The sequence below is a fragment of the Spirulina major PCC 6313 genome, assembly GCF_001890765.1.
In the GTDB taxonomy this organism is placed as follows: Bacteria; Cyanobacteriota; Cyanobacteriia; order Cyanobacteriales; family Spirulinaceae; genus Spirulina; species Spirulina major.
In genome coordinates this window covers 1,918,454-1,944,594 of sequence record NZ_KV878783.1, presented here as the reverse complement: position 1 = coordinate 1,944,594, position 26,141 = coordinate 1,918,454, and the positions used below count along the sequence as shown (strand labels likewise).

At 54.2% G+C, this 26,141-nt stretch carries 24 protein-coding genes; 14 read left to right on the top strand and 10 right to left on the bottom strand.

Annotation, left to right across the window (positions count from 1 at the left end):
- The first annotated feature begins 211 nt into the window (after positions 1 to 211).
- The 3 genes from SPI6313_RS08405 (at position 212) to SPI6313_RS22285 (ending at position 2,319) form a co-directional block, all read left to right on the top strand.
- Positions 212 to 421: a hypothetical protein gene (locus SPI6313_RS08405; protein WP_072620590.1), complete on the top strand. Its 210-nt coding sequence runs from the start codon at positions 212 to 214 to the stop codon at positions 419 to 421.
- Between the two features lie 53 nt (positions 422 to 474).
- The gene (locus SPI6313_RS08400) at positions 475 to 1,128 is read left to right on the top strand and encodes a hypothetical protein (RefSeq protein WP_139276587.1); all 654 of its coding nucleotides are present in this window, start codon (positions 475 to 477) and stop codon (positions 1,126 to 1,128) included.
- Positions 1,129 to 1,189: 61 nt separating this feature from the next.
- Positions 1,190 to 2,319, top strand: a protein-coding gene (locus tag SPI6313_RS22285; RefSeq protein ID WP_139276586.1) for an IS630 family transposase whose coding sequence is annotated in 2 segments (ribosomal slippage) — positions 1,190 to 1,607 and positions 1,607 to 2,319 — 1,131 coding nt in all. Because the reading frame shifts where the segments join, the coding sequence is not laid out codon by codon here.
- A 261-nt stretch (positions 2,320 to 2,580) separates the two neighbouring features.
- Here the strand turns inward: SPI6313_RS22285 and SPI6313_RS08385 are convergent.
- From SPI6313_RS08385 to SPI6313_RS08375, 3 genes are all read right to left on the bottom strand, one after another.
- Entirely contained in the window at positions 2,581 to 2,919 is a 339-nt protein-coding gene (locus SPI6313_RS08385) for a nucleotidyltransferase family protein (protein WP_072620588.1), read from the bottom strand.
- Between the two features lie 112 nt (positions 2,920 to 3,031).
- The gene (gene gatA / locus SPI6313_RS08380; RefSeq protein ID WP_072620587.1) at positions 3,032 to 4,498 is read right to left on the bottom strand and encodes an Asp-tRNA(Asn)/Glu-tRNA(Gln) amidotransferase subunit GatA; all 1,467 of its coding nucleotides are present in this window, start codon (positions 4,496 to 4,498) and stop codon (positions 3,032 to 3,034) included.
- 89 nt (positions 4,499 to 4,587) lie between these two features.
- Complete coding sequence (locus tag SPI6313_RS08375) at positions 4,588 to 4,872, bottom strand: hypothetical protein (RefSeq protein ID WP_217650544.1); 285 nt, start codon at positions 4,870 to 4,872, stop codon at positions 4,588 to 4,590.
- Between the two features lie 131 nt (positions 4,873 to 5,003).
- Between SPI6313_RS08375 and SPI6313_RS08370 the strand changes: the two genes are divergently transcribed.
- Positions 5,004 to 6,041 (top strand): aldo/keto reductase, encoded by a 1,038-nt coding sequence (locus tag SPI6313_RS08370; RefSeq protein ID WP_072620586.1) that lies wholly within the window; start codon positions 5,004 to 5,006, stop codon positions 6,039 to 6,041.
- A 170-nt stretch (positions 6,042 to 6,211) separates the two neighbouring features.
- Here the strand turns inward: SPI6313_RS08370 and chlP are convergent, their stop codons facing one another.
- The gene (gene chlP / locus SPI6313_RS08365; RefSeq protein ID WP_072620585.1) at positions 6,212 to 7,438 is read right to left on the bottom strand and encodes a geranylgeranyl reductase; all 1,227 of its coding nucleotides are present in this window, start codon (positions 7,436 to 7,438) and stop codon (positions 6,212 to 6,214) included.
- A gap of 748 nt (positions 7,439 to 8,186) precedes the next feature.
- Here chlP and SPI6313_RS08360 point away from each other — a divergent pair.
- From SPI6313_RS08360 to SPI6313_RS08345, 4 genes are read left to right on the top strand one after another with little or no spacing between them, the layout of a single operon-like run.
- Positions 8,187 to 10,454: a GumC family protein gene (locus tag SPI6313_RS08360; RefSeq protein ID WP_072620584.1), complete on the top strand. Its 2,268-nt coding sequence runs from the start codon at positions 8,187 to 8,189 to the stop codon at positions 10,452 to 10,454.
- Between the two features lie 4 nt (positions 10,455 to 10,458).
- Positions 10,459 to 10,791, top strand: coding sequence for a hypothetical protein (locus tag SPI6313_RS24745; RefSeq protein ID WP_072620583.1), 333 nt, complete (start codon positions 10,459 to 10,461; stop codon positions 10,789 to 10,791).
- A gap of 35 nt (positions 10,792 to 10,826) precedes the next feature.
- The gene (locus SPI6313_RS08350; RefSeq protein ID WP_084668951.1) at positions 10,827 to 12,050 is read left to right on the top strand and encodes an SLBB domain-containing protein; all 1,224 of its coding nucleotides are present in this window, start codon (positions 10,827 to 10,829) and stop codon (positions 12,048 to 12,050) included.
- Positions 12,051 to 12,053: 3 nt separating this feature from the next.
- Positions 12,054 to 13,706 carry a YcjF family protein gene (locus SPI6313_RS08345; protein WP_072620581.1) on the top strand — a complete coding sequence of 551 codons (1,653 nt, stop codon included), beginning with the start codon at positions 12,054 to 12,056 and terminating at the stop codon, positions 13,704 to 13,706.
- Positions 13,707 to 13,734: 28 nt separating this feature from the next.
- On the opposite strand, the gene SPI6313_RS22280 is transcribed toward SPI6313_RS08345, so the two are convergent.
- Complete coding sequence (locus SPI6313_RS22280) at positions 13,735 to 14,058, bottom strand: hypothetical protein (protein ID WP_084668950.1); 324 nt, start codon at positions 14,056 to 14,058, stop codon at positions 13,735 to 13,737.
- 91 nt (positions 14,059 to 14,149) lie between these two features.
- Positions 14,150 to 15,019, bottom strand: a complete 870-nt coding sequence (locus SPI6313_RS08335) for an Rpn family recombination-promoting nuclease/putative transposase (protein WP_072620580.1) — start codon at positions 15,017 to 15,019, stop codon at positions 14,150 to 14,152.
- A gap of 138 nt (positions 15,020 to 15,157) precedes the next feature.
- On the opposite strand from SPI6313_RS08335, the gene cbiD reads away from it, so the two are divergent.
- The 3 genes from cbiD (at position 15,158) to SPI6313_RS08320 (ending at position 20,437) form a co-directional block, all read left to right on the top strand.
- Positions 15,158 to 16,288, top strand: coding sequence for a cobalt-precorrin-5B (C(1))-methyltransferase CbiD (cbiD, locus tag SPI6313_RS08330; protein ID WP_072620579.1), 1,131 nt, complete (start codon positions 15,158 to 15,160; stop codon positions 16,286 to 16,288).
- A gap of 406 nt (positions 16,289 to 16,694) precedes the next feature.
- Positions 16,695 to 18,242 (top strand): glutamine-hydrolyzing GMP synthase, encoded by a 1,548-nt coding sequence (gene guaA / locus SPI6313_RS08325; RefSeq protein WP_217650761.1) that lies wholly within the window; start codon positions 16,695 to 16,697, stop codon positions 18,240 to 18,242.
- Positions 18,243 to 18,349: 107 nt separating this feature from the next.
- On the top strand, positions 18,350 to 20,437 hold the full coding sequence (locus SPI6313_RS08320) for a hypothetical protein (RefSeq protein WP_072620577.1): 2,088 nt from the start codon (positions 18,350 to 18,352) through the stop codon (positions 20,435 to 20,437).
- Between the two features lie 60 nt (positions 20,438 to 20,497).
- On the opposite strand, the gene SPI6313_RS08315 is transcribed toward SPI6313_RS08320, so the two are convergent.
- Positions 20,498 to 21,292, bottom strand: coding sequence for a potassium channel family protein (locus SPI6313_RS08315; protein ID WP_072620576.1), 795 nt, complete (start codon positions 21,290 to 21,292; stop codon positions 20,498 to 20,500).
- 12 nt (positions 21,293 to 21,304) lie between these two features.
- Positions 21,305 to 21,862, bottom strand: a complete 558-nt coding sequence (gene lepB / locus SPI6313_RS08310) for a signal peptidase I (RefSeq protein ID WP_072620575.1) — start codon at positions 21,860 to 21,862, stop codon at positions 21,305 to 21,307.
- A 199-nt stretch (positions 21,863 to 22,061) separates the two neighbouring features.
- Between lepB and SPI6313_RS08305 the strand changes: the two genes are divergently transcribed.
- Complete coding sequence (locus SPI6313_RS08305) at positions 22,062 to 22,556, top strand: GNAT family N-acetyltransferase (RefSeq protein WP_072620574.1); 495 nt, start codon at positions 22,062 to 22,064, stop codon at positions 22,554 to 22,556.
- Here the strand turns inward: SPI6313_RS08305 and SPI6313_RS08300 are convergent.
- Positions 22,553 to 23,467, bottom strand: coding sequence for a CoB--CoM heterodisulfide reductase iron-sulfur subunit B family protein (locus SPI6313_RS08300; protein WP_072620573.1), 915 nt, complete (start codon positions 23,465 to 23,467; stop codon positions 22,553 to 22,555). The two genes, SPI6313_RS08305 and SPI6313_RS08300, sit on opposite strands and share 4 nt — an antisense overlap.
- Positions 23,468 to 23,724: 257 nt before the next feature.
- Between SPI6313_RS08300 and acpP the strand changes: the two genes are divergently transcribed.
- Positions 23,725 to 23,973, top strand: a complete 249-nt coding sequence (gene acpP / locus SPI6313_RS08295; protein ID WP_072620572.1) for an acyl carrier protein — start codon at positions 23,725 to 23,727, stop codon at positions 23,971 to 23,973.
- Positions 23,974 to 24,089: 116 nt separating this feature from the next.
- Positions 24,090 to 25,343 carry a beta-ketoacyl-ACP synthase II gene (gene fabF / locus SPI6313_RS08290; protein ID WP_072620571.1) on the top strand — a complete coding sequence of 418 codons (1,254 nt, stop codon included), beginning with the start codon at positions 24,090 to 24,092 and terminating at the stop codon, positions 25,341 to 25,343.
- 35 nt (positions 25,344 to 25,378) lie between these two features.
- On the opposite strand, the gene SPI6313_RS08285 is transcribed toward fabF, so the two are convergent.
- On the bottom strand, positions 25,379 to 26,134 hold the full coding sequence (locus tag SPI6313_RS08285; RefSeq protein ID WP_245788656.1) for a circadian clock KaiB family protein: 756 nt from the start codon (positions 26,132 to 26,134) through the stop codon (positions 25,379 to 25,381).
- Positions 26,135 to 26,141 lie beyond the last annotated feature (7 nt).

Sequence of the window (26,141 nt, the reverse complement as noted above, 5' to 3'; positions counted from 1 at the left end):
TGGAGTCATCTGAATGAGGGAGTAGCTATGGGAGGTAGCTTAACCGCTGATGCCCAAAACTAGGTAAGTACATATCGACTATTCGCCAAATTGAGATGCACCCTAAAGATGTAGACTTAAACAGGGCATTATAGACGGGAGCATCCCACTTATGACATGAGTATTTATACTTGGTATTGACAGAGATGGGAAAGTAGAGAGAAACAGAACAATGAACTCAGCCCAAGAACGAAAACTCAAATACCATCTCAAAGAAGTTGCTAAGCTTCTCAAAGAAGACACCCCAGAGGCGCAACTGCAAGACTTTGAGAGCATCGAACTAGCGGCTCGTAAACACATGGTCGACACAGTTGGCCCAGAAATCGGGGAATTTTTTTGTCAGACGGCAACGAAAGCCAGAGTGGAAAATGGCGACAGGTGAAAACCTGCATCGGTCAACTCAAAGTGAAAAGCCGGAGGGCGAGGACGCTGGGATTGAAGCCAAGAACCCAAGTGAGTCCAGTCATGGGGAAATGCTGCCTAGCCGCCAGTGCCAAATCATCCTACCAGGAAGCAGAACAGGATATTGAGTTAATGATGGGGATGAAAGTAGGGCACAGTGTACTCCAGAGGATGGTGTTGCGCAGCGAGATTCCCGAAGCTCAAAGCCAACAGCCCGTTAAAGCCTTAAGCGTTGATGGGGGCAATATGCGTTTGAGAACGGCAGAAACTGGCCCTTGTGTTTGGCGCAATTACAAAGCGGTGAGTCTTCACGATACGGTCTGTGCAGCTTACTTCCAGGACAATCAGGCTCTAGTTGACTGGGTGCAATGGCAACCTCTCCGTTCCGTTGTCCTCTGCATCGGTGATGGTCATGATGGCATTTGGAACGTGATCAAACTCCTGGCTCCTGAGTATCAACGGCGTGAAATCCTCGACTGGTATCATCTGATGGAAAATCTCTACAAGATAGACCCCAAGCAATGCTGCTTAGAGCGACTGAAAGCTTTGCTCTGGTCTGGTTTTGTCGATGAGGTCTTAGCAATACTCAAACCCCTCCCACATCACCCTGCTCAGTGTTTTCGGGCTTATCTGCGCAAGCATCGTCGCCGTCTTGTCAATTATTGCTTATACCAGTCTAGTGCTTAGTCAAAGAGATAGTGCCGAGTGAGAAGAGTAAGATGAAGTCAGTGTTCAAACCAAGGCTGACATGGTCAAAAAATACGTTGTGCGCTTAAGTGACGAAGAACGACAAAACCTCCAGGAAATTGTCACCACGGGGAAACGAGCTGCGGCTCTGATCAATCATGCCCGAATTCTCCTCAAAGCCGATTGCCAGCAATCCCCCGGTTGGCGAGATCAGGATATAAAAGAAGCCCTTGATATTAGCCTTAGAACCATTGAGCGAGTGCGGAAACGATTTGTCGAAGAGGGGCTAGAGGCAGCCTTAAGCCCTCGTCCCCATCCCCGTCGCCCCCGAAAGTTGGATGGCACAACGGAGGCACACTTAGTGGCGTTGTGCTGTAGTGAACCGCCCGCAGGTCAGGGGCGATGGACGTTACGTTTATTAGCACAGCAGATGGTGGAGTTGGACTATGTCGATGACATCAGCCATGAAAGCGTGCGGCAACTGCTAAAAAAAACGAACTCCAACCCTGGCGACAAAGCTGTTGGGTAATTCCACCGAGCCAAAGCGCAGAGTTTGTCTGGCATATGGAGGCAGTCTTGACGGTCTATCAGACGGATTACACCCCAAACATGCCTGTGATTTGCATTGATGAAGCGAGCAAACAGTTAGTCAAAGAAACCCGCCTACCCATTCCGGCTCAACCGGGGCAGCCCGAACGGGTGGATTATGAATATGAGCGCAACGGGACAGCCAACCTGTTTATGGTCTGTGAACCGATGATTGGGTGGCGGCGCGTGACGGTCACAGAGCGTCGCACCGCAGTAGATTATGCCCACTTGCTCAAAACGTTAGTGGATATCGATTACGCCCAAGCCCAAAAAATCATTGTCATTCAGGATAATCTCAATACTCATTCCCCGGCCTCACTCTACAAAGCCTTTGAACCGGCAGAAGCACAACGCATCTTGAGTCGATTGGAATTCTGCCATACCCCCAAACATGGCAGTTGGCTGAATATGGCCGAGATTGAACTGAGTGTTTTGAGTCGTCAGTGCTTAAGTCGCCGGATTCCTGATCAGGAGACACTCAAGCGTGAAGTGGATGCCTGGCAAGACGAGCGCAATCATCAGGAAACATGGATTGATTGGCGATTTACAACGGCTGATGCCAGGCTAAAATTACAACATCTCTATCCGTCAATTGATTGTTGACTGGACACTAGTTCGATGCTCTCAAAGTCTTGCAGTTGCGCCTCTGGGGTGTCTTCTTTGAGAAGCTTAGCAACTTCTTTGAGATGGTATTTGAGTTTTCGTTCTTGGGCTGAGTTCATTGTTCTGTTTCTCTCTACTTTCCCATCTCTGTCAATACCAAGTATAAATACTCATGTCATAAGTGGGATGCTCCCAGCAATTAATGCTTCATAGGTTAAATGACCTGCATAGTTTTGAATCTTAGCGATACTACTCAAAATATCATTCAGATAGAGACTCCGTTGATGGGATATAAATTGCTTCGTTGAGAATGGTTTCTTTAATCATAGGTTTGAGATCGGTGGGTATCACTAAATCCACCTTTTTTTGAAATAAATCCTCTAGAAAAAATTTCAAATTCATGTAGACATTTAGGGTTAAATCGGTCTGAAATTCCACGAGAAAATCTAAATCACTGGTGGGAGTAGCTTCATTGCGGGCGACGGAACCAAATAAGGCGAGACGCTTGATGTGAAATTGTTTAAAGAGATGGGGTTGGTTGCCTAAAATTTGGATGATGGTTGCAGCATCGAAGGTTGGGGGTGCTGTGGATGGAGACATAGCGATCGCGCCAAAATTCTTTGTCCTTAATCTAGCGTCACCAACCCTAAACACTGACTAAAAAGCCCGATTGCAATTCAATCGGGCTTTTACAACCGTAAAGACGATGAGCTTAGGACGGCAGTAAATTAGGGGTGTGGAGATGCCATTCGGTGGACTGCTCGTAGGCGTGGGCCACTTGGAAGAGGATGTCTTCGCGGAGGACTTTACCGATTAACTGCATGCCGATGGGGAGGCCGTTTTCATCAAAGCCGCAGGGGATGCTGAGGGCGGGCAAGCCTGCGAGGTTGACGGGGATGGTCATGAGGTCGGAGAGGTACATCGTGAGGGGGTCGTCGGTTTTTTCCCCAGCTTTGAAGGCGGTGCTGGGGGAGGTGGGGGAGACGAGAATATCGACTTTTTCAAAGGCAGCGTCAAAGTCTTGCTTGATCAGGGTGCGGACTTTTTGGGCTTTGAGATAGTAAGCGTCGTAGTAGCCAGCGGAGAGGGCGTAGGTTCCGAGCATGATCCGGCGCTTGACTTCGGTGCCGAAGCCTTGGGCGCGGGTATTTTTGTACATATCGAGGAGGTTGTCGGCATCGTCGGCGCGGATGCCGTATTTGACGGCATCGTAGCGGGCGAGGTTGGCGGAGGCTTCGGAGGGGGCGATGATGTAGTAGGCGGGGAGGCCGTAGTCAAAACGGGGGCAGGAGATGACTTGAATTTCTGCGCCGAGTTCTTGGAGGACTTCGATCGCTTTCTTGACGGCTTCTTCGACGACGGTTTCGAGGCCACTGCCAAAGGTTTCTTTGATGATGCCGATGCGGAGGCGAGATTTGGGGCGAAAATTGGGACGCAGCAGTTTGGCGTAGTCGGGAATTTCGACCTTGAGGCTGGTGGAGTCGTTGGGGTCGTGACCGGCGATCGCTTCTAACAAAATGGCCGCATCTTCGACGGATCGCGCAAAGGGGCCAATCTGATCCAACGAGGAGGCATAGGCCACCAAGCCAAAGCGGGACACGAGGCCATAGGTGGGTTTCAGCCCCACCACGCCACAGAGGGAGGCGGGTTGACGGATCGAGCCGCCCGTGTCGGAACCGAGGGCGATCGGGCATTGGCGACCGGCGACGGCTGCGGCTGATCCGCCGGATGATCCGCCCGGAACGCGCTCTAGGTCCCACGGGTTACAGGTGCGACCGTAGCCGGAGTTTTCCGTGGAGCTGCCCATGGCAAACTCATCAAGGTTTGTTTTGCCCACCATGACGGCCCCGGCTGCTTTTAATTTGCGGGTGACGGTGGAGTCGTAGGGGGGGATGAAGTTTTCAAGGATGCGCGAACCGCAGGTGGTGGGAATTCCGGCGGTGCAAAGGTTGTCTTTGATGGCGATGGGGACACCGGCCAGGAGGCTGATCTCTTCGCCAGCGGCGATCTGCGCGTCCACTCGCTGGGCTTGGGCGATCGCAGCTTCGGCGGTGATGTGAAGGAAGCTGTGTAGTTTTGGCTCTAGGGCTTCGATCCGGGCTAGGGCTTCGGTGGTAATTTCAACGGCGGATCGTTCTTTGCGGACAAGTTGTTTATGTAGCTCGCGAATAGATGGCATGCGGGTCTCTGCGGTTGAGAATCTAGACCAGTTCTCAGTGTACTAGGTTCTGGAGCGGGATGATCAGGCGATCGCACCGCAAACGGGAATTATCCGGGGGAATCGGACTCGGTTTGCTCAAACAAGGATTTGAGGTAGGCTTCCGCTTCTTCTGGGGTAAACAGAAGTGCTTCGCCGTTGCAGAGGATTTCGTATTTGCCGCTATGGTAGCCATGGCCTGCGATCAACCCCGCTTGAATCGCGGCATTGCCCAACTCGGTTAGATCATTCACACTTTGAAAGGCGGCGGAATAGTCAATTAAATCCTGCTCGTATTCCAAGTCGGGGGGAATATCGGGGCTTTGATCGCTGGGTTGCTGGGGGTCTTGGGTCATGGTGGATCTGGGCGGGGTTGAACGCCAAACGCTTCTGCTCTATCATACCCGCTGGATTGCAGAGGTTTGGGGTCAGGTTGAGGAAGCCGGGGAGAGTAAGGAAGAATGGAAGAAATGAGGAACAATGCAACATGGATTATCGCAGTCTCGGTACGAGTGATCTCACGGTTTCGGCCCTGTGTTTGGGCACGATGACCTTTGGGCAGCAAAATACGATCGCTCAAGCCCATGCCCAACTGGATGCCGCGATCGCCCAGGGGATTAACTTCATCGACACCGCCGAAATGTACCCCGTCCCCGCCCACGCCGAAACCTACGGCAGCACCGAAACCTATGTGGGGGAATGGCTGAAACATCAACAGCGCGATCGCTTCATCCTCGCCACCAAAGCCGCCGGGCCGACGGATCGGATGCCCTGGATTCGGGGGCGCGATCGCTGCCTCAACCGCCCCAACCTCGAACAGGCTCTACACGCCAGCCTCAACCGTCTCCAAACCGATTATGTAGACCTCTATCAACTCCATTGGCCCGATCGCTACGTTCCCCTCTTCGGCGCACCGGACTACGACCCCAGCCAAGAACGCCCCAGCGTTCCCATTGCGGAGCAATTGCAAGTCCTCGGCGAATTCGTCGCAGCGGGCAAGGTGCGCTACATCGGTTTAAGCAACGAAACGCCCTGGGGGGTCAGTGAATTTTGTCGTTGGGCGGCTGAGTTGAACCTACCGAAAATCGTCTCGCTCCAAAACGCCTACAATCTCACCAACCGCGTTTTTGAGATTCACCTCACAGAAACCTGCCGCTTTCAGGGTGTGGGCTTGCTCGCCTACAGTCCTCTCGCCTTTGGCTTTTTAACCGGGAAACACCGCGACGGCAGCCCTGCTGAAAGTCGGATCGCTCAGTTTGAAGGGTTTAGCCGCCGCTACAACAAGCCCAATTTTGCTGAAGCGGTAGACGCTTACGCCCAGATTGCCGCTGAGTATGGCCTGAGCCTGACACAAATGGCGTTGGCCTATGTGCGATCGCGCCCCTGGGTCACCAGCACGATCATCGGAGCCACCACCCTCGATCAACTCCAGGAAAACATCGCCAGCGCCGATCTCACCCTCAGCGAGGAAATTCTCAACGCAATCCAAGCCATCCATCAACGCTACCCCAACCCCACCCCGTAAACCCAAACCATTCTGAACCAATCCTGTGGGATAGCCTGTCTCCTCCTATGCAAGCAGACAAGGCGGTTTCAGCCCCTTGTCCCTAGAAAGGCGGAGTCCTTCATAGTGAAGGACTCCGCCGCATATCTATCGTAATGATGATGTGATCAGTGGCGATCGCACCTCAGCCCCTAGGGAGCCAAGGCATTGCCCCGCAGTAAACTCCCAATCGTTTTCGCCGTGATCTTCATCTGCGTCAAGGGATTGGCCGGAACCACGGTTTTATAGAGATAGCTATCAAAGGTGAGCCGTTGCACATCCTCATCCGCACACATTTCTACAAAGGCTTCGCGGGTCGCATCGGTGCGATAAAACACCCGTTGCAGCAAGTCCAACACAAGGTAAGTCATGCCGTACTGCTTATCCCACTGCTTGATGTAGCCCTTGAGATCCGCTTCCGTGGGGATGGTTTGACCATTATTGCTCGCAGCAACGATGGTTTCTGCACACATCCGCGCCGATTTTGCCGCGAAATAGATACCTTCACCGGAGGATTTGGTTACGGTTCCGGCGGCATCACCGACGAGGGCCACACGACCCACCACGCGCCGGGGGCGGGGATGTTCAGGGATGGGATGGGCTTCGACTTTAATGATTTCGCCGCCTTCTAAGCGTTTGGCTGCACGGGTGCGAATCCCGGCTTGGAGTTGTTTGATTTTGGCTTTGTTGATTTTCATCGTGCCGGTGCCGACGGCGACGTGATCATATTTGGGGAATACCCAAGCGTAGAAATCCGGGGAGACATCGTCACCCACGTACATTTCTGCGAGTTCGTTGTAGTAGGCCATTTTGTCTTCGGGGAGACGGATGCGCTCTTGGAACGCGATCGCATAGTTATAGTCCCCGGCATCAATGGCTTTAGCAATCCGGGAGTTGGCCCCGTCTGCCCCAATGACGAGATCCACCTTCAGGGTTTTCATTTCCCCAACGCCGCCGTCACCGTTGGCATGGTCGGCGTAGTGGAGGGTGTAGGGTTCGCGATCGCTACTGGGAATATCCAGTTGATACACCGTCCCGTTAATCAAGGTTGCGCCCAAGGATGCAGCGCGATCGCGCATAAACCCATCAAGCACTTCACGGCGGCACATCCCAATATATTCATCATCTTTGAGAGTGTGCCCAATATTGACCTCAATATTAGACGGCGAGATCATCTTCATTTTCCGCACGCGCCGATCGATAATTTCGGGGGGAAGCTCAAATTCACTCACCATGCAGAGGGGAATTGCGCCACCACAGGGTTTCGCATTATCCAGCTTGCGCTCGAATAAATAGGTTTCAATGCCTGCTTTTGCTAACGTTTCAGCGGCCGAAGATCCTGCCGGGCCTGATCCTACAACAGCAACCCTAAGTACCAAGGTTTTTCTCCTATAGCTTAATCACTATCATCTACAGGTTTGCATGGTATCACAGGGGTTTTGACCTGGGGGACGACTAGCAGCGATGGGCGAAAAGTTGCAAAACACCGTAACAACTTTTGTGATATTTCGTAATATTTTCAGGCGCGATCGCTGCTATGGACAGTCAGCGATCGCGCCTACCTCCATCTTCTTCACCAAACTATAGCGATCCTAAATCAAGCGGAGATCTGATCTCCTCATCAACAAGGGGCTTAAGCCCCCTGCCTGTTCATGAATCAAATAGGATTGCTATATATGGATGGGAATAACCTTTGATATTAATAGACAACCTAATAAGCTAATCGCCATTTAAATTTCCAGGGCGATCTCCTTGCCGCAAGGGCTTCAGGCTCATTGACATGCAGTTTAGATGCTGATCAGCTCATTCCGTTCCGGTTTAGCGGTTTGTTAGCTTGTGCTTGGGCATCAATAACCCAAAATCCTAGAAACTCTGAAGAACTTTCAGGACGCTGCTGGGCGTGGTGCGATCGGACTGAGCCAAGGTCTATCGATAGGGATCAAGCGGTATTGACCCATTGAACCAGAGCGATCGCGCCCCGGCCCCACTCCCTTGGGCGTATGCGTTTGACCTGGGGCCGTGCATCTTCTGGCCATTCTCCTCTGTAACTCCATCAACCCTGCGACTATGATGGGAAGAAATGCCACCGTCTTGATCCCCGGATCGGGGTAGATCTACACATCGTCTATGGTGCCTAATCTGAATCCGCAGCCGCCCCTGCCGCCTCGTAATGGTTCCCTTGCCCCGAAACCGGGGGCGGGAAATGCGATCGCGCCTCCCACCTTTGGAAATGCAGACGAAGACAGTCTCAACCTTCGCCTGGCCCTTTCGATGTTGCGCCGACGGTGGTGGATTTTGTTGCTCGTGGGGAGTGCGGTAAGTTCGATCATGGGCATGCGCGTGCTCCAAGAGCCGCCCCTCTACCGCAGTCAATTCCGCCTTTTAGTCGAACCCATCGCCAGCGATCAGCAATTTGACCAATTTAGTCAACGCCTCATCGGTCAGTTGGGCACGGACTTTGACTATGAAACCCAAATTGAAGTCCTGCGCAGTCCCACCGTCCTTCAGCCCATCTTGAACGAAATCCGAACCCAATACCCTGATCTCGATTACAGTGGCTTGATGTCTAGCTTGTCCGTGGCACAGTTGGGGGTGACTAAGATTATCGAAATCGGCTACCAAGATTCTGATCCCAACAAGATCAAGTTTGTCTTGGAGGCGTTGGCCGAAGGCATGATTGACTATTCCCAGCAAGAGCAGCAAACTGGGCGGCAAAAGGGCCTTGAATTTGTTGAAGGGCAACTGCCTGTTTTGGAAAAACGGGTGAACGATCTGCAAGCTCAACTGGAAACCTTTCGGCAAACCAACAACATTATCGACCCCAATACCCAAGGGCAGCGCGTCGCTGAACGTCTGAGCACTATTACTGACGAGCAGCGCAATACCCGTACTACCCTCAATGAAACCCGCTCTCTCACCTCCCGGCTTGAAGATCAGATTGATCTCGGCCTGGATCAGGCCATGGTGGTGGCGGCGTTGAGCGAAGCGCCTCGCTATCAAAACCTCCTCAATCAACTGCAAGCCTTGGAAACGGAATTGGCTTTAGAATCGGCTCGATTTACGGAAAATAATCCGACGATTGTGTCGCTGCGGGCGCGGCGGGAACAGTTGTTGCCGTTAATTCGGGCGGAGGCGGAAACGGTGCTGGGGTCGGAGGCGGTGAGTGAGGATATTAAGTCGTTGGCGGCCTCTCCGAATCCGATTCGGCTGCAATTGACCCAAGATTTTATTAATGCCACGAATGAGCAACAGATGTTGGCGGTGCGATCGGCGGCGTTGGCGTTGGCGGAAAATCAGGCCCGGCAGGATGTGGATCGCTTTGCGACGTTAAATCGTCAATATACGGACTTGAAACGGCAGTTGGATGTGGCGACGGAGAGTTTAAATCGCTTTTTGTCGGTGCAGGAAGATTTGCAAATTGAGGCGGCCCAGCGGACGATTTCTTGGGAGATTCTCAATGCGCCGGAGTTGCCCCTCTATCCGATCGCGCCCAATGTGATGCGGGGGATGATGTTGGCGTTGATGGCGGGGCTGCTGTCGGGGGCGGGAGCGATGTTGGTGGCGGAAAAATTGGATGTGCGCTTCCATTCGCCGGATGATATTCAGGACATGGTGAAGTTGCCGCTGTTGGGGGTTGTGCCTTACCGGAAGGAGTTTCGGGATAAGCAGGGGATTGAGAAGACATTGCCGATGCCAGCGGGGAACCGTCGCTATCAAACGACTCCGTTTTTAGAGGCGTTTCGATCGCTGAATGCGAATTTGTCGTTTTTTACGCCGGATAAGCCGTTGCAGGTGATTGTGGTGAGTTCGTCGGTGCCGTTGGAAGGGAAGTCGACGACGGCGATTCATTTGGCGCAGACGGCGGCGGCGATGGGGCAAAAGGTGCTGATTGTGGATGCGGATTTGCGTCGTCCCCAAGTTCATGCGATGACGGATTTACCGAATGTGTGGGGGTTATCCCATGTGATTTCGATGGATTTGGAGGTGGATGATGTGATTCAGCGATCGCCCAATGATGATAATCTCTCGATCCTCACCTCTGGGCAAATTCCCCCTGATCCGACGCGGTTGCTGTCGTCACAAAAAATGCGGGGGTTGGTGGAACTGTTTCGCGATCGCTACGATCTGATCATCTTTGACACTCCCCCGATGCTCGGTCTGGCTGATGCCAAGTTTTTAGCAGCCCACAGTGACGTGATGTTGCTCGTCGTTCGCCTCGGCTGGACAGATCGGACGTTCCTCAAACAAGTACTAGAAAGCCTCAAAGTCTCCCATGCCTCTAACCTCGGCATTGTGGCCAATGGAGCGAAAGACTTTACCTCAGGGTCTTACTACTACTACAACCGCTATTTCTCGAACGAAGATGGTTTACTCCCTCTCGATCAAAAACAATAAACCGATGCAACGACCTGCCTACGCTTTAACCCGCCTCACCCTCGTTTGTTTCGCTGCCACGTTGGGATCTAGTCTCGCTCAACCCGTGGGGGCGGTGTCCCCTGGTGTGCGCCTGCCGGAATTGACGCGGGAGAGCGATCGCGCCCTACCCCCTCAGCACGCCCAAGTCCCCAATTTTGAACCAGCCGCCGACACCGTTCCGCCACTGGACCCCAGTTTCAACGAACCCCCACCCCCCACCCCCCTCACCGCACCGCGCCCCCCATTCAACACCCCCCACCCCAAACCTTCACCCCCACCCCCAACACGATCCCCCCAGACTTACCCTATACCCTAGATTCTGGCGATGTCCTCCAGATCAATATCTTTGACGTGCCCGAATACAGCGGCCAATACGCGCTCCTTGTTGATGGCGGCATCAACCTGCCCCTCGTGGGCGAAGTCAACCTGCGCGGCCTCTCCGTGGAAGCCGCCAAAACCAAACTCGAAGCCCTCTATCGCCCCTACCTCGTGCGGCCGTTTATCAGTGTGACCCTGATTTCCCCCCGGCCCGTCAATCTCGTGGTCTCCGGCGAAGTCACCAACCCCGGCGCGTACACGGTCAACATTGTGCAAAACGCCACCCAATTCCCCACCCTCACCGATGCGTTGAACCTGGCCAATGGGGTCACCCTCTCGGCGGATATTCGTCAAGTGCAATTGCGCCGCACCCATCAAAACCAAGAACAAATCTACACCCTCAATCTCTGGGATCTGCTCAATCAGGGGGATGCTCGCCAAGATATTCAACTGCGCGATGGCGATAGTCTGTTTATTCCCACCGCCGTATCCATGAGTCCCAACGAAACGCGCCAACTCTTAAATGCTAGCTTTGCCCCCGATGCCAGTGCTCCGGTGCAGGTGGCCGTGGTGGGGCAAATTAACCGGCCGGGGGCGTATTCTGTGGTGAGCAATCCCCCCACGGGCAAACCGCCCACCGTCACCCAGGCGATTCAAACCGCCGGGGGGATTAAACCCAGTGCCGATGTGCGGGACATTCGGGTGCGCCGCTTAACCCGTGCCGGGACGGAGGAACTGTTTGAGGTAAACCTCTGGGCAATGCTCAATGATGGGGATATTGACCAGGATATTTCCCTGCGATCGGGGGATACGATTATTGTGCCGGAGGCGGCGACGATTAATAGTGAAGAGATTAACGCCCTGACAACGACGAGTTTTGCCCCGGAGCAGATGCGGATTGCGGTGGTGGGGGAAGTGGTGCGACCGGGGCCGCAGGTTGTGCCGCCGAATACCACCCTGAGCCAAGGGATTTTGGCCGCCGGGGGGTTTAATAAGAGTCGGGCGCGGCAAGGGTCGGTGGAATTGGTGCGGTTAAATCCCGATGGGACGGTGACGAATCGACGGGTGCAGGTGAGTTTTGGCTCACCGGTGGATGAACAGACGAATCCGCTACTGCGCCCGAATGATGTGGTGGTGGTGGATCGCTCCGGGTTGGCGAGTACCACCGATACCCTAGAGGCGGTGTTGTCTCCGTTTACGGGTATTTTTTCGTTCTTGAATTTCTTCCGGATTTTTGGAATTTTGCAAACCGATTAGTCTATGCCGTTGCCTCGTTTAATCACGTTAATAGTCGGCATTGGTCTGATTTTGGGAATGGTGCTGTGGCTGGTGGATTCAATCTATCGGCTCTATTTTCAGATTTCGTTTACCGCGCCGCTGTTGGCGAATTTGCTGCTGTTGATTGTGATTATTCTGTTGGGGCTGTTGATTTATGCGTTTTTGTATTATTTCAACCTGATGGCGCGATCGCCCCAAGCCCGTCGCGCTCGGCCCATGGCCCAACCTCCCTTAGAGAAAACCGCAGCGGCGGGGGCAAATCTGCAAGCGGTGCGGCGACAGGTGCAGCATATCGAGGACGAGGTGACGAAGCGATCGCTCCTGTTGCGATCGCGAGAAATCGAAGCCAGTTTGCACCAAGGCGAAATTAAAGTGGTGATTTTTGGCACCGGTTCGGCGGGGAAAACCTCCCTGATTAACGGCCTCATTGGTCAAATTGTCGGCGATGTGGGGGCGGCGATGGGAACCACCACCATCGGCCGCGCCTATCGCCTCAGTTTGCCCGGTGTGGAGCGCGAGATCGTCCTGATCGACACCCCCGGCATCCTCGAAGCGGGGATCGCCGGGACGGAACGCGCCGACCAGGCCCGCGCCCTCGCCACTGAAGCGGATCTGCTCGTTTTCGTCGTGGACAATGACCTGCGCCAATCGGAATACGAACCCCTCTGCACCCTAGCGGAAATTGGCAAGCGATCGCTCCTCGCCCTCAACAAAACCGACCTCTACCCCCCCGACGAACAGGCCGCCATCCTCGCCCACCTCACCGCCACCGTTCACCCCTTCATTCCCGCCTCGGACGTGGTAGCCATCTGCGCCGCCCCCCAACCCGTCACCCTCGCCGACGGCAACACCGCCCAACCCGACCCCGAACTGCTGCCCCTGATCAAACGCCTCGCCGCCGTCCTCCGCGCCGAAGGCGAAGACCTGATGGCGGACAATATCCTCCTACAATCCCAACGCTTGGGCGAAGAAGCCCGCCGCCTCTTGGATCTCCAACGCCGTCGCCAAGCCGATAAAATCATCGATCGCTACCAATGGATTGGGGCGGGGGTGTTGGCGGTCACGCCGCTGCCGGTGGTGGATCTGTTGGCGACGGCGGCGGTGAATACACAGATGGTGGTGGAGTTGGGGAAGGTGTACGGCTGTGAGTTGAATCTGGAGCGGGGGCGGGAGTTGGCCCTGTCCCTCGGAAAAACTCTGGTGAGTTTGGGGGTCGTGAAAGGGGCGGTGCAATTACTTTCAACGGCGTTACAGTTCAACGTAGCGACCTATTTGGTGGGGAAAACAATCCAGGGGATCACGGCGGCCTATTTAACCCGGATTGCGGGAAAAAGTTTTATTGAATATTTCCGCCAGGATCAAGATTGGGGCGATGGCGGTATGGCGGAGGTGGTGCAGCGGCAGTTTCAACTGGTGAAAAAAGAGGAGTTTGTCAAAGGGTTTGTCAAGGATGCGATCGCCAAAGTCGTCGCCCCGATCCAAGATGCTCTCCCCCCGCCCCAAGAAGACGATCCCGAACCGCTGCAACTGGGGGCTAAACTCGATCCCTACCCCGAACCCGTCTCCCGCGATCGCTGGTCATCGCCCCGCGACGATTGGGAAACCCCACTCCCTCGCCCCCGCGATGATTGGTAATTTGGCGCGATTCCGAATCAGGAATCGATCAGCGTTCTTGCTTCAGTTGCGCCAACTGTTCAGGGGTTAGTCCCGTTGCCTGAAGAATCACCGCGTCATCAATACCCTGCGCCAACAGCGATCGCGCTGTCGTTTTGATACCCATTAAAATCCCTTCTTCACGCCCTTCTTCACGCCCTTCTTCACGCCCTTCTTCACGCCCTTCTTCACGCCCTTCTTCACGCCCTTCTTCGCGGGCGGTGTCCATCGAATTCTTTAAATCACGGTAGTATTTGAGGCTGTCTTCATAGCCTCGCAATTGTTCGCGGGTAAATTTTGCGATCGCCTCAGCCGAAAAAGAAGAGTGTTGCATAGCTGAACCAGGAAAAATGCAGGATTGTCGTTATCATATCGCAGGGCTAATCCTGAGCATTAAAACCCCGCTTGACTCTCAGGATTAGCAATCATTGGTCTTGTTTCAGTTGCGCCAACTGCTCAGGCGTTAAACCCGTTGCTTGCAGAATCACCACATCATCAATACCCTGCCCCAACAACGAGCGAGCCGTCCGTTGGATACCAAGCGTAATGCCTTCTTCGCGTCCTTCGGCGCGGGCGGTGTCCATCGAGTTCTTTAAATCACGATAGTATTTTAAGCTGTCTTCATAGCCTCGCAATTGTTCGCGGGTGAATTTGGCGATCGCTGCCGTATCGAACAGTTTTGTAAAAATTTCCTCTTGCAGGGGTTCTGGAATATCTTGGATTTCCGGTAAATGTCGCAACACGTACAACCATTTATCAAAGCGTGTTTCTAACTGGTCAATCGTTTTTGTGAATTTGGGGATTTCTAAATAAATGAAGGTTAATTTGTCATAAAAGACTTTACAAGTCTCCGTATCAGTGAGCTTGATGTTATAGCGATATTTATCGGGATCGTTTTTGTCTTCATCGAAAACAAAGTCTAGAATGGCGACGAGATAAACAGCGGTGAGTTGATAATCCCATTCATTCTTCGGGGCTTGGTCGCGAATTGGAAACGTCGAATAATAGAGAGCACGATCTTTAAAAAACTTTTGCTTACTTTTCTGGAGTTCAACAATAAATTTTTCGCCCGCTTCATTTTCGCAATACAGGTCAAAAATAGCACGGCGATCTAACTCTAACGATCCAACTTGCTCATTTTTAATATAGTTAATCGAGCGAATTTCTCCTTGTTCATCTTTGAGCAATTCGTTTAAGAAATCTAACAACAGTTCTTTATTTGGTTCTTCCCCAAAGAGGCGTTTAAAACCGTAGTCGGTGAAGGGATTGATGTATTTAACGGGGGGATGTGGCATGGCTGAACTGGGGCAGATTCACAGGGTTGTCGTGATCATATCGCAGGGTTAGTCGAGGAGATCGAGGCCCCGCTGCTTGGTACGCTGTCTAGGTGAACCACACTGAATCCGTCCTGCGAATTGGACGCTTTGATTTTGATGAGTGATCCCCGTGCTGGCTATACCTTACCTGTGTTTGCGGCGGCGGCGGCCTTGGCTGCGGTGCAACAGTTGCAGGCTTTACCGAAGATTATCCCGATCGCACAGGTAGACCTTGATCTCCTTGAACCGCCCCAACGGGTAAGCATTCCCATTGAACAGATCGCGCCGATCGCGCCTGACCAAGTCCTCGCCGTGACCCGCAGTGATCCGGGGGATAACCTCGACCTCACCCGTGATATGGCGATCTGGGCGATCGCATCTCTTACCCCCGATGCCCCGGAACCGATTACGATCCTCGGTGGGGAAGGGGTGGGGAAACAGAGCGATCGCAGCCCCGCCATTTACGCCTACGCCCATCGTCTGATCACCGCTGCCCTCGCCCCCCACCTCCAGGGCCAACGAATCACCGTGCAACTGATCCTCCCCACGGGCCGCCGGTTAGCCGAGCGCACCTCTAACGCCGCCTTTGGGGTGATTGAGGGTCTTTCGCTTCTCGGCACGACGGGGATCAGTCAACCCTTGAGCGCACCGGGTCAACTCACCGCCTACCAAGACACCCTGATCGCTAAGGCGGCTCAATTTGACACCCTTGTGTTTTGCATCGGCGAAAACGGTCTAGATTTAGCCCGCACCCTGGGGGTTAATCCGGAGCAGCAGATTAAAACCGCCAATTGGCTTGGCCCGATGCTGGTGACCGCTGCCGCAGTGGGGCTAAAATCCTTGCTGCTTTTTGGCTATCACGGCAAGTTAATCAAACTGGCGGGGGGGATTTTCCATACCCATCATCATCTCGCTGATGGGCGTTTAGAAATTTTCACGGCCCATTGTGCCCAGGTGGGGGTTGGGGGGGGATTGTTGCGGGAACTGTTCGCCAGTGCAACGACGGAAGCGGCGTTGCAGCACTTGCGACAGGTGGATCAGGCGACGGGGAGTGATTGGGTGAATCGGGTCTATGGGTCGATCGCGGCGGCGGTGGATGCTCGGACGATCGCGTATATTCAGAAGCACGGCGATCGCACCCCTGCGGTGGGTTCGGTGCTGTTTGATCGCGATCGCCACATCATCGCCCAGAGTCCAACTGGCACAGCTATCCTGACAGAGGTGTGCTACCCTGATATCCATAAATAAATCTATCTAAACTTTTAGATGCAAGGGGCGATCGCGGCTAATTCCGTGATTGTACCGTCGCTTTATTTGCTGAGGAGCATCGACGGAAGCCTATTCCTCCGATCTTCAACGCCCCACCATCTCCCGTCCTGCTGATGGTGATTTCTAAACAAACGAGCCTATCCTCAAACTCATCCCTGTCACGAATTCGCCTAGCCTGTCTCGTCTGACAGTAATTCGTGCTCCATTGTTACCGGTGCGAACCGCTGCGATGCCATGCCAGACATCTGGATCAGGTGTTATGGAGCGTTCGCCACTTCACCCTTTTAACCGTTTTGACTCTACCGAGACCACAATGACGACATCCCCTCAACCCCTAGCGATCGAAGCCCTCCAATCCGATGCCGCCCAGACGGTCAATCGCCAGATGATCGCCATTCTGGACTTTGGTTCCCAATATTCAGAACTGATTGCCCGCCGGATTCGCGAAACCCAAGTGTATTCGGAAGTGCTGTCCTACCGCACCACCGCTGAACAACTGCGACAACTCAACCCCAAAGGGATTATCCTTTCCGGTGGCCCCAGTTCGGTCTACGACGACTATGCCCCCGAATGTGATTCAGAACTTTGGGATCTGGATATTCCCATCTTGGGGGTGTGCTATGGGATGCAGTTAATGGTGAAACAGTTGGGCGGCAAGGTGGAACGGGCCAAGCAAGCCGAATATGGCAAAGCGGCTTTGATGATTGATGATCCCACCGATCTGCTCACCAATGTCACCGATGGTTCGACGATGTGGATGAGCCATGGGGATTCCTGCTCGACGCTGCCGGAGGGGTTTGATGTGCTGGCCCATACAGACAATACGGCCTGCGCTGCGATCGCTCACCATAGCCGCCATCTCTACGGCGTGCAATTTCACCCGGAAGTGGTGCATTCCGTCGATGGAATCGCGTTGATTCGCAATTTTGTCTATCATATTTGTAATTGTGATCCCACTTGGACGATGGAAACCTTCGTCGAAGAAGCGATTCGCGAAATTCGGGCCCGCGTGGGCGATCGCCGCGTTCTTCTGGCGCTGTCCGGTGGCGTGGATTCGTCTACCTTGGCGTTTTTGCTCCATGAGGCGATCGGCGATCAACTCACCTGTATGTTCATTGACCAAGGCTTCATGCGCAAAGGCGAGCCAGAACGGTTGATGAAAATTTTTGATGAACAGTTCCACATTTCTGTGGTCTATGTGCATGCCCGCGATCGCTTCCTCACCCAGTTAAAAGGCGTGACCGATCCCGAAGAAAAACGCCGCCTGATCGGCCATGAATTTATCCACGTCTTTGAAGAAGAATCGAGAAAGCACGGCCCCTTCGATTACCTTGCCCAAGGCACACTCTACCCCGACGTAATCGAATCCGCCGACACCAACGTAGACCCCAAAACCGGGGAGCGTGTCGCCGTCAAAATCAAGAGCCATCACAACGTTGGCGGCCTGCCCCAAGACCTGCAATTTAAACTGATCGAACCCCTGCGCAAACTTTTCAAAGACGAAGTGCGCAATGTGGCGCGGGCGATCGGTCTGCCGGAAGAAATCGTCCGCCGTCATCCGTTCCCCGGCCCCGGTTTGGCGATTCGGATCATCGGTGAAGTGACCTCCGAACGCCTCAACATCCTGCGGGATGCGGATTTTGTGATTCGGGATGAAATCAGCAAGCAAGGGGTTTATCACGACTATTGGCAAGCCTTCGCGGTGTTGCTGCCGATTCGCAGTGTCGGGGTGATGGGGGATCAGCGCACCTATGCCCATCCGGTGGTGTTGCGGTTTGTGTCCAGTGAAGACGGTATGACGGCGGATTGGTCGCGGGTTCCCTACGAACTCCTCGAAATCATTTCCAACCGGATTGTCAATGAGGTGAAGGGGGTGAACCGGGTGGTCTATGACATCACCTCGAAGCCGCCGGGAACCATTGAATGGGAATAGGCTACGGCAAGGATTGAGGTCAAGGTGACGGGCCGAGGGGAAATGTCGGTTAGGGTGGAATCATTTCGGCCCCTGGGCCGGAACCGTGTTGATGATCGAGCGATAGTGTGGCTGTTTTTCAGGTAATTGCGTGGGGTTTATCGTTGCTGATTGTGGCGGTGTTGGCGGCCTACTGTGGCGGGTTTTGCTTTGAACTGTTCACAGGGTGCGATCGCACCACTAAACGCCGCGTTACGAATCAAGGGTTTTTCACGGCCCTCCTCACCGGGTTGATCGGAGGGATGGCCGGGTTTCTCTGGGGGGCGTATGTGGTGGATAATACCGCCAATTTGGGGATTACGCCGGGATCAGCGATCGCCCTTGCGGTGCAGCGTTGGATGGTATGGGGGGCGTTGCTCGGTGTCGTCTATGCGATCGCTCGCCCGCTTCTCACTCGCACCCCAACCCAATCCCCCAGCACCCCAACGCCCAACGGTCACCACAAAAAAAATCTCACCTCTGGCGCGATCGTCCTGGCTCTCTTCATTCTCCCGCCACTTGTCCTGCGCCCCGTTTTCGCCCAACTTCCCCCCACCTCTTCCCTCAATATGGGCGGTCAATTACTCCCGTGGGGGATTGGCGCGACTGCCCTCTGGGCCTATGGAATCGTGCCGCTGCTCTGGCGAGGGATTGCGCCGCGTCATGGGGTACGGCCAGCGCGGGAATGGGGGTTGATCGCGGGTCTGTTGTTGGGCGGTTGGATCACGGCGGGAGGATATGCGATCGCGGTTCTCAATACCGAACCGATCACCGTTGCCTCCTCCACGCGACCCGGACCCGTGGTGGAGGCGATCGTACGCCCGATCCTGTTCGCGGCAACATTTCTCAGCACCGCCAGCGTCATGAGTTGGCGCATCTACACCGCCGACCCTGCCCAAATCCGCACCAACATCCGCCAAAAAATCCACCACCTCCGCCACGGAATTTCACAATCTTCCACCAACCCGATCCTGATGTGGACAGGGCTTTGGTCGGTTGCTGCCCTGCTCCTGAGTCTCGGATCGCGGGTGCAAGCCGATGATCTTTGGCCCGTGTTGATGGGGGGATCTATCGCTGAAGGTGTGGTGTGGTTCTCTGTGTTTTTCGTGGGAATTGGGATCGGTTTTGGGCTGCTGACCACGACTCTGAGCCATGCCCGTCAAGGCTTTGGGTTTTGGATCATTCGGGTCTGGGGTTGGTGCGCTCTTGGTGTTCTGTTGGCGGTGCTTTGGGGCCTGTTGTGGTGGTGGACGGTGCGCTATCCTTCGGCGATTCCGGTGGAGTGGGTCTATCTGCGCGATCCGATTTTACCGGCGGTGATTCAGGGATTTGCCTGGGCGTTGTTGTGGCAGAGCCTGCAACCCAAAGCCCCCCAGCGATTGAGCCTGAGACAAGCGGGAGCAATGCGTGGGGCGATCTATGCTGCGACCTTAAATCTGCTGCCGCTGCTGTTGGTGATGTGGTATGTGCTTGACCGGATGACGGGATCGGGGATGTGGTCGCTGGTGAATATTGTCCTGCGCAGTGTGCTGTTGGCGGTGATTGTTGCGATCGCGTTTCTCGTGATCCAAAACCAACTGACCCAACGCGGGTGGCTCACGGTCGGCGGTATTTTCCTCCTCGCCCTCGCACTGCAATTCAGCCTGGCGCAGATTCTCAAGATCGCGATGGTGGGCATTGGCCAAAGCTCCGTCTCCCTGCCTCGACTTTGGTCGCAGACGGGCGAATTATTCCTGATGCTGCCGCTGCAAGCTCTACAAGGGGCAATGGTGGGCGGTGTTGTGGGCGCGATCGCCGTTCACCCAGAATCCGCCGCTACTCCTGCCCCAGCCCCCAAACTCTCCACCCATCTCCCTACCCCTCCATCCCAAGATCCCCTCGCCCAAGCCCGTGCGGGTAAGCCCCACGCGATCGCCGCCCTGCTTAACAACACTCTCCAAACCAAACAGATCACCGCCCGCGTCACCCGCCGCGCCAAAATTTTACAAATCCTGCTTGAAGGTGAGCAGACCGTCCCGCCCCAAGACGCGATGGTTGCGTTTTTAACGCGAGGCTTGGGGAAATTGCGATCGCCCCACCTCCACCATATTCAAGTTGCTGCCCGCCAAGCTGGGGATCAAGGCTGGCGGTGGAAAACTCAGTTTACCCTGCCGCAACAAGCCGGAGACTCACGTTAGCGATCGCAACGGGACAAGGTAGATCGCAGTCGGGTGATTGCTGCGGTGCAGAGGCATGATTTATGGGGAAACGGGGTGCGAAGGTTTGATGGTGCGATCGCGAATCCGCTGTTTAATCGCTAATTCATGCTCTTGACGCTTATGGGCAATCACCCAGGATAGGGTTGTGGAAATGACCACGAGGCTGAAAAACATGGCGGTGAAAATTTCCCCCACGGCGGCCAAACGGGCCACCACTGATGCGGGGTGAATATCACCATAGCCCACGGTGGAAAACGTCACCAAGGAAAAATAAATCGCGAGAAACCCCGCCTCAAGCCCTTGGAAATGGTTGGGATCTTGGCGGACGAGTTCACTATAAAAATTGGCAAAGCCAAAAATGATCGTTAATAATCCCAGGGCGAGAAGTAGCAGGACAACGGTGAACTGGTTTAACGATGGGATGAAATTATATTCGCGGATGATTTGCCCCTGGTCGCGCAGTTGAATTTCTTGATCACAGCCTGCGCCTTGGAAGAGTTCGACGATGAGGGTGATGATCAAGCCTAAGCCGCTGGCAATGACACAGAGGGCGACGGTGAAGCGGAGGGGAAATTCAATGGCTGGGGGCCAAAGGGGGGTGAAACTATTGGCGATCGCATAGACCAACAATAGCCCCGTCCCAATGCTCACCAGCTTCCGGGCTTGGATCAGTCCCGCATAGTGGGGATAGCTAGCGACGGCGACCACTTCGAGATCGTGGGAATCCGTGGGTGTGAGGCGATCGGCAATGGCCGATGCGATCGCATCGACAAAGCCTGGATGGTTCGGTTCGTTCACACCCGTGAAGCGATCAGACTGTTCCGGATGCACCATAGCCCTACCCCATTAAAAATCAGTACCCATACGGTTAAACGGGAAAAAGCGCACAGCGGCACGGCCAATAATATTCTCTTCCGGCACGGCCCCCCACACATGGGAATCACAGGACGCATTCCGGTTATCGCCGAGCACGAGATAACTATCCGGCTCCACGGTCACGGGGCCATAGATATAGTCCGGCTCGGCGTTGATATAGTCCTCATCGAGGGGGTCGCCGTTGATATAGACTTGGCTGTTGCGGACTTCTACGGTGTCGCCGGGTAAGCCCACAATGCGTTTGATGTAGGCATCCCGAATGGGGACTGCTTGGGGCCGGAGGGGATCGCATTTCACCGCCGTATCCGGGGGATAGAACACGATAATCTCACCCCGACGCGGATCATGAAACCGATAGGATAATTTCTCGATCATGAGGCGATCGCCCACTTCCAGGGTCGGCAGCATCGATTCTGAGGGAATGTAACGGGCCTCAGCAATAAAGGTACGGATGACCAGGGAGAAAAAGAGACTCAACCCAATCACACTGGCACTTTCAACCCAAATATTTGTTGGTTTCTTCGACATTGAGGTTTAGCGGCAGGACAAGCGGAATGCAACGCAGGCAGACAAACACTGTAACATGGACGTTTTTCTAGTTCCCATTGTGGCAAATCTCATCAAAATTGCCTGCTCGATTCGGGCAAAACCACGCTTCACAATTGCGCTATTCTAAACAATTGCGCTATTCTAAACTCACACCTCCCGTCAGCCCGAAACACTCTTCATGATTCGTCTTGCCGTTCCTGCTGATCTGCCTGCGATCGTCGAGATTTACAACGCCACGATCCCCAGTCGTCAAGTTACCGCCGACACGGAACCCATCACCGTAGCCAGTCGGGAAGAGTGGTTTGTCGAACATCGGCCTGATCGCTACCCCCTGTGGGTGTGGTGTGATGCCCAAGCGCAGGTGGGGGGATGGGTCAGTGTGCAGGCGTTTTACGGTCGGCCCGCCTATGCTGCCACGGTGGAACTGAGTCTCTATATTGCCCCGACTCATCAGCGGCAGGGCATTGGGACGCAACTCCTAGACCATGGCCTGGCGGAATGGCCGCGATTGGGGATTCAGACGCTGTTGGGGTTTGTGTTTGCCCATAATGAACCTAGTCTGAGGTTGTTGGAGCGGTTTCAGTTTCGAGAATGGGGGTATTTGCCCCGCGTGGCGCAGTTGGATGGGTGCGATCGCGATCTGGTCATCCTCGGTCGTCGCCTCACTCCCTAGGCCGCTGCGAGTCGCAATTTTTCTAACACCGGTTGCAGCGACACCACATGACGCTCTAACCCCAACACCGCCGGATCTAACCCCAGGGCCAACCCCACCAACTGCGGCAGGTGCAGCACGGGCAAGTTAAGGGATGCGCCGATCACCTTTTCGATTTCCGGTTGCCGAGATTCTAAGTTGAGATGGCACAGGGGGCAGGGGGTAACGAGGCAGTCCATCCCGGCGGCGATCGCTGACTGCAAATGTTTCCCCGCCATCTGAAAGGAGGTTTCCGTGGCATAGCTCGAAATCGGCCAGCCGCAGCATTGTGTCCGGCCCGGATAGTCCACCGCCGTCGCCCCCACCGCTTCGATCACCGATTCTAATGATCGAGGCGCAACAGGATCATCGTAGGGCAGGGTGCTCAAGGGGCGCAGCAAATAACAACCATAGAACGCACCACAGCGGAGGCCAGACAGCGATCGCACCACCCGCTCCCGCAACGCCTCCAACCCATAATCCCCCACCAACACCCACAACAAATGCTTCACCTCACTCGTGCCGCGATAGGGCGAACACCCTTCCTGCGTCAAAAACTGATTCACCTGTTCTAAATAAGCCGGATCATCCTCTTGGGCCGCCTTCAGCCGTTCATCCACATGGCCAATCACCCCCTGACAGGTGCTGCAATGGGTCAACAGCGGCAAATTCAAGGTCTCAGCCAAGGCAATATTACGGGCATTCACCGTATCCTCCAACAGTTGGGAGTCCTCTTTATAGGTTCCGGAACCGCAACAGGCCGCCTTTTTTAACTCCAAAAGCTCAATGCCCAACGCCGCAGTCACCGCAGCCGTGGATTGATACAGTTCGCGGCAAGCTCCCTGAGCGACACAACCGGGAAAATAGGCATAACGAAGCGGCAAAGCAGGCATAGTGATTCGTCGTGAAACAGCGCTACTGACCCAAGATCAGTAGTTAGGAGTAATCCCCCCTCATCATCTCGCACCCCTCCCCGTCAGGTGGTAAACTATTGAAATTCCTTAATAATTGCGGAGTAACTGTGGGGGTTCAGATCACACTCGTTGCTTTGCAAAAGAGGGGCCGCTTTCCGATATCATAGAGGATGCTGTAAATCAGCATTCCACTGAACTCAAATATCAGCCTGTTTAAAAACATAGAGGTAGCATAAATGGCTAATGAAGAAATTTTTAGCAGAGTCATAAAAGTTGTCGTTGAGCAACTAGAAGTTGACAGAGATGCAGTGCGATCGGAATCAAAATTCACAGATGATCTCGGTGCAGATTCCCTCGACACTGTTGAATTGGTGATGGCACTAGAAGAAGAATTTGACGTTGAAATTCCCGACGATGTGGCTGAACAAATTGACACCGTCGGCAAGGCCGTCGAGCATATTGCGGCGGCTGCTGCATCGGCCTAACGGCTGAACGGCGTTATCGATCCCCCTTGCGATCTTGCCTCTTTTGACCACGGGTAACAGTGACCTGAACTCCAGGCAATGCTGGGCTTAATCCCCCCCTTTAGCGATTGAAAACCATGACAAACTTCCAACGCAAACGAGTCGTCATCACTGGACTTGGCGCAATTACACCGATTGGTAATACCCTGTCTGATTATTGGGGTGGGTTAATGGCTGGCCGCAATGGTATTGACACGATTACCGGGTTTGATGCCTCACGCCACGCTTGCCAGATTGCCGGTGAAGTCAAGGGGTTTGATCCTCACCACTATCTTGATCGCAAAGATGCCAAGCGGATGGATCGTTTTGCTCAGTTTGGGGTTTGTGCCAGTCAGCAGGCGATCGCAGATGCTCAACTCATCATTGACGAGTTGAATGCAGATCACGTTGGTGTTTTGATTGGCACGGGGATTGGGGGACTCAAGGTGATGGAAGATCAACAGGAAGTGTTGCTCACGAAGGGGCCATCCCGCTGTAGCCCCTTTATGATCCCCACGATGATTGCCAATATGGCCGCTGGCTTAACGGCAATTCATACCGGCGCTAAAGGCCCAAATTCCTGTGTGGTCACGGCCTGCGCTGCTGGATCGCACGCGATTGGGGATGCCTTTCGGATGGTGCAGGGCGGCTACGCGAAAGCCATGATCTGCGGGGGGACTGAAGCTGCAATCACCCCCCTTTCCTTCGCAGGCTTTGCGTCCGCGAAAGCCCTCTCCACGCGCAATGATGATCCCGCCCATGCCTGCCGTCCCTTTGATCGCGGTCGCGATGGGTTTGTGATGGGCGAAGGGGCTGGAATTTTGATTTTAGAAGAACTCGACCATGCCCAAGCACGAGGAGCACAGATCTACGCTGAGATTGTGGGGTATGGGATGACCTGTGATGCCTACCATATGACCTCGCCGGTTCCCGATGGCCATGGTGCGACTCGTGCGATCGAGCTAGCCATGAAAGATGGTGGCATTGTGCCTGAGCAGGTGAGCTATGTGAATGCCCACGGCACGAGCACCCCCGCCAATGATGTGACCGAAACGCGAGCTATTAAGAAAGCGTTAGGGGCCCATGCGAAAAATATCCTGGTCAGTTCCACGAAGTCGATGACGGGGCATCTGTTGGGCGGTTCCGGTGGGATTGAAGCGGTGGCGGCGGTGATGGCGATCGCTCACGATCGCGTTCCCCCCACGATCAACCTCACTGACCCCGACCCCGACTGTGATTTAGACTATGTTGCCGATGGCAGCCGGGAGTACCCAGTGGATGTCGTACTCTCGAACTCCTTTGGGTTTGGCGGTCACAATGCCACCCTCGCGTTCCGGAAATACCAAGCCTAACGATCCATCTGCGGCGGCGATCGCTCACCAATCCCTCAGTCCTCCCGTGGCGTAGCCGTCAAAACCTGGAGCAACCGCTGCGGATTAGTAAACTCCCCCACAATCCGCCGCACCGGCAGCGGCCAAACCCGAATCAGCGTCGGAGTTGCCGAAATATGATCCACCTCCGCCAAATCAGGGTGCTTGAAAATATCAATCACCTTCAGGGTATAGGGTGCTGATAAATTTTCCTCTAGCAGTTCATGCAGTTGGTGCAATGTTCGCTCCGTCAGCGTGTTATCCCCTGAGACAAACAGCCGCAACACATAATTTTGGATTAACGGCGAAGTGGGTGAATCAGGCTTAGGGGGCATCGCAACAACATCATCATGATAGTCATGGTCTTGCCACTGATCATAGGACACAATGAGATTGTGCTCTTCCCACAGAGGAGAAAAGTGATCCCGATAGCTAGCGATGATTTGAGGATTAGCCCCCTCTTGCTGGACTGGCATCACATCCCAGCGTAGATCCGGGGTTTGAAAAATCGTATTCAGTAAGGCCTGATATCGTGCCACGAACGGATACACCTCCGCCACCGTACGCAGACATTGCAACTGAGTATCCCACCAGCGATCCACCGTCGCCGTATAAAACGGGACAAGAAAATGGGGCGGAGCCGTTAACCCCAATAACTCTTGTAACGCGGCGCACAAATGACTATGCCATCGCCGTTGCTTCGTTTCATCAATGGTATAGATTAAATCGCCGGCAGGGGTAAACAGAACAATCCCTTTAAATTGTTCTGGCATAACTCGT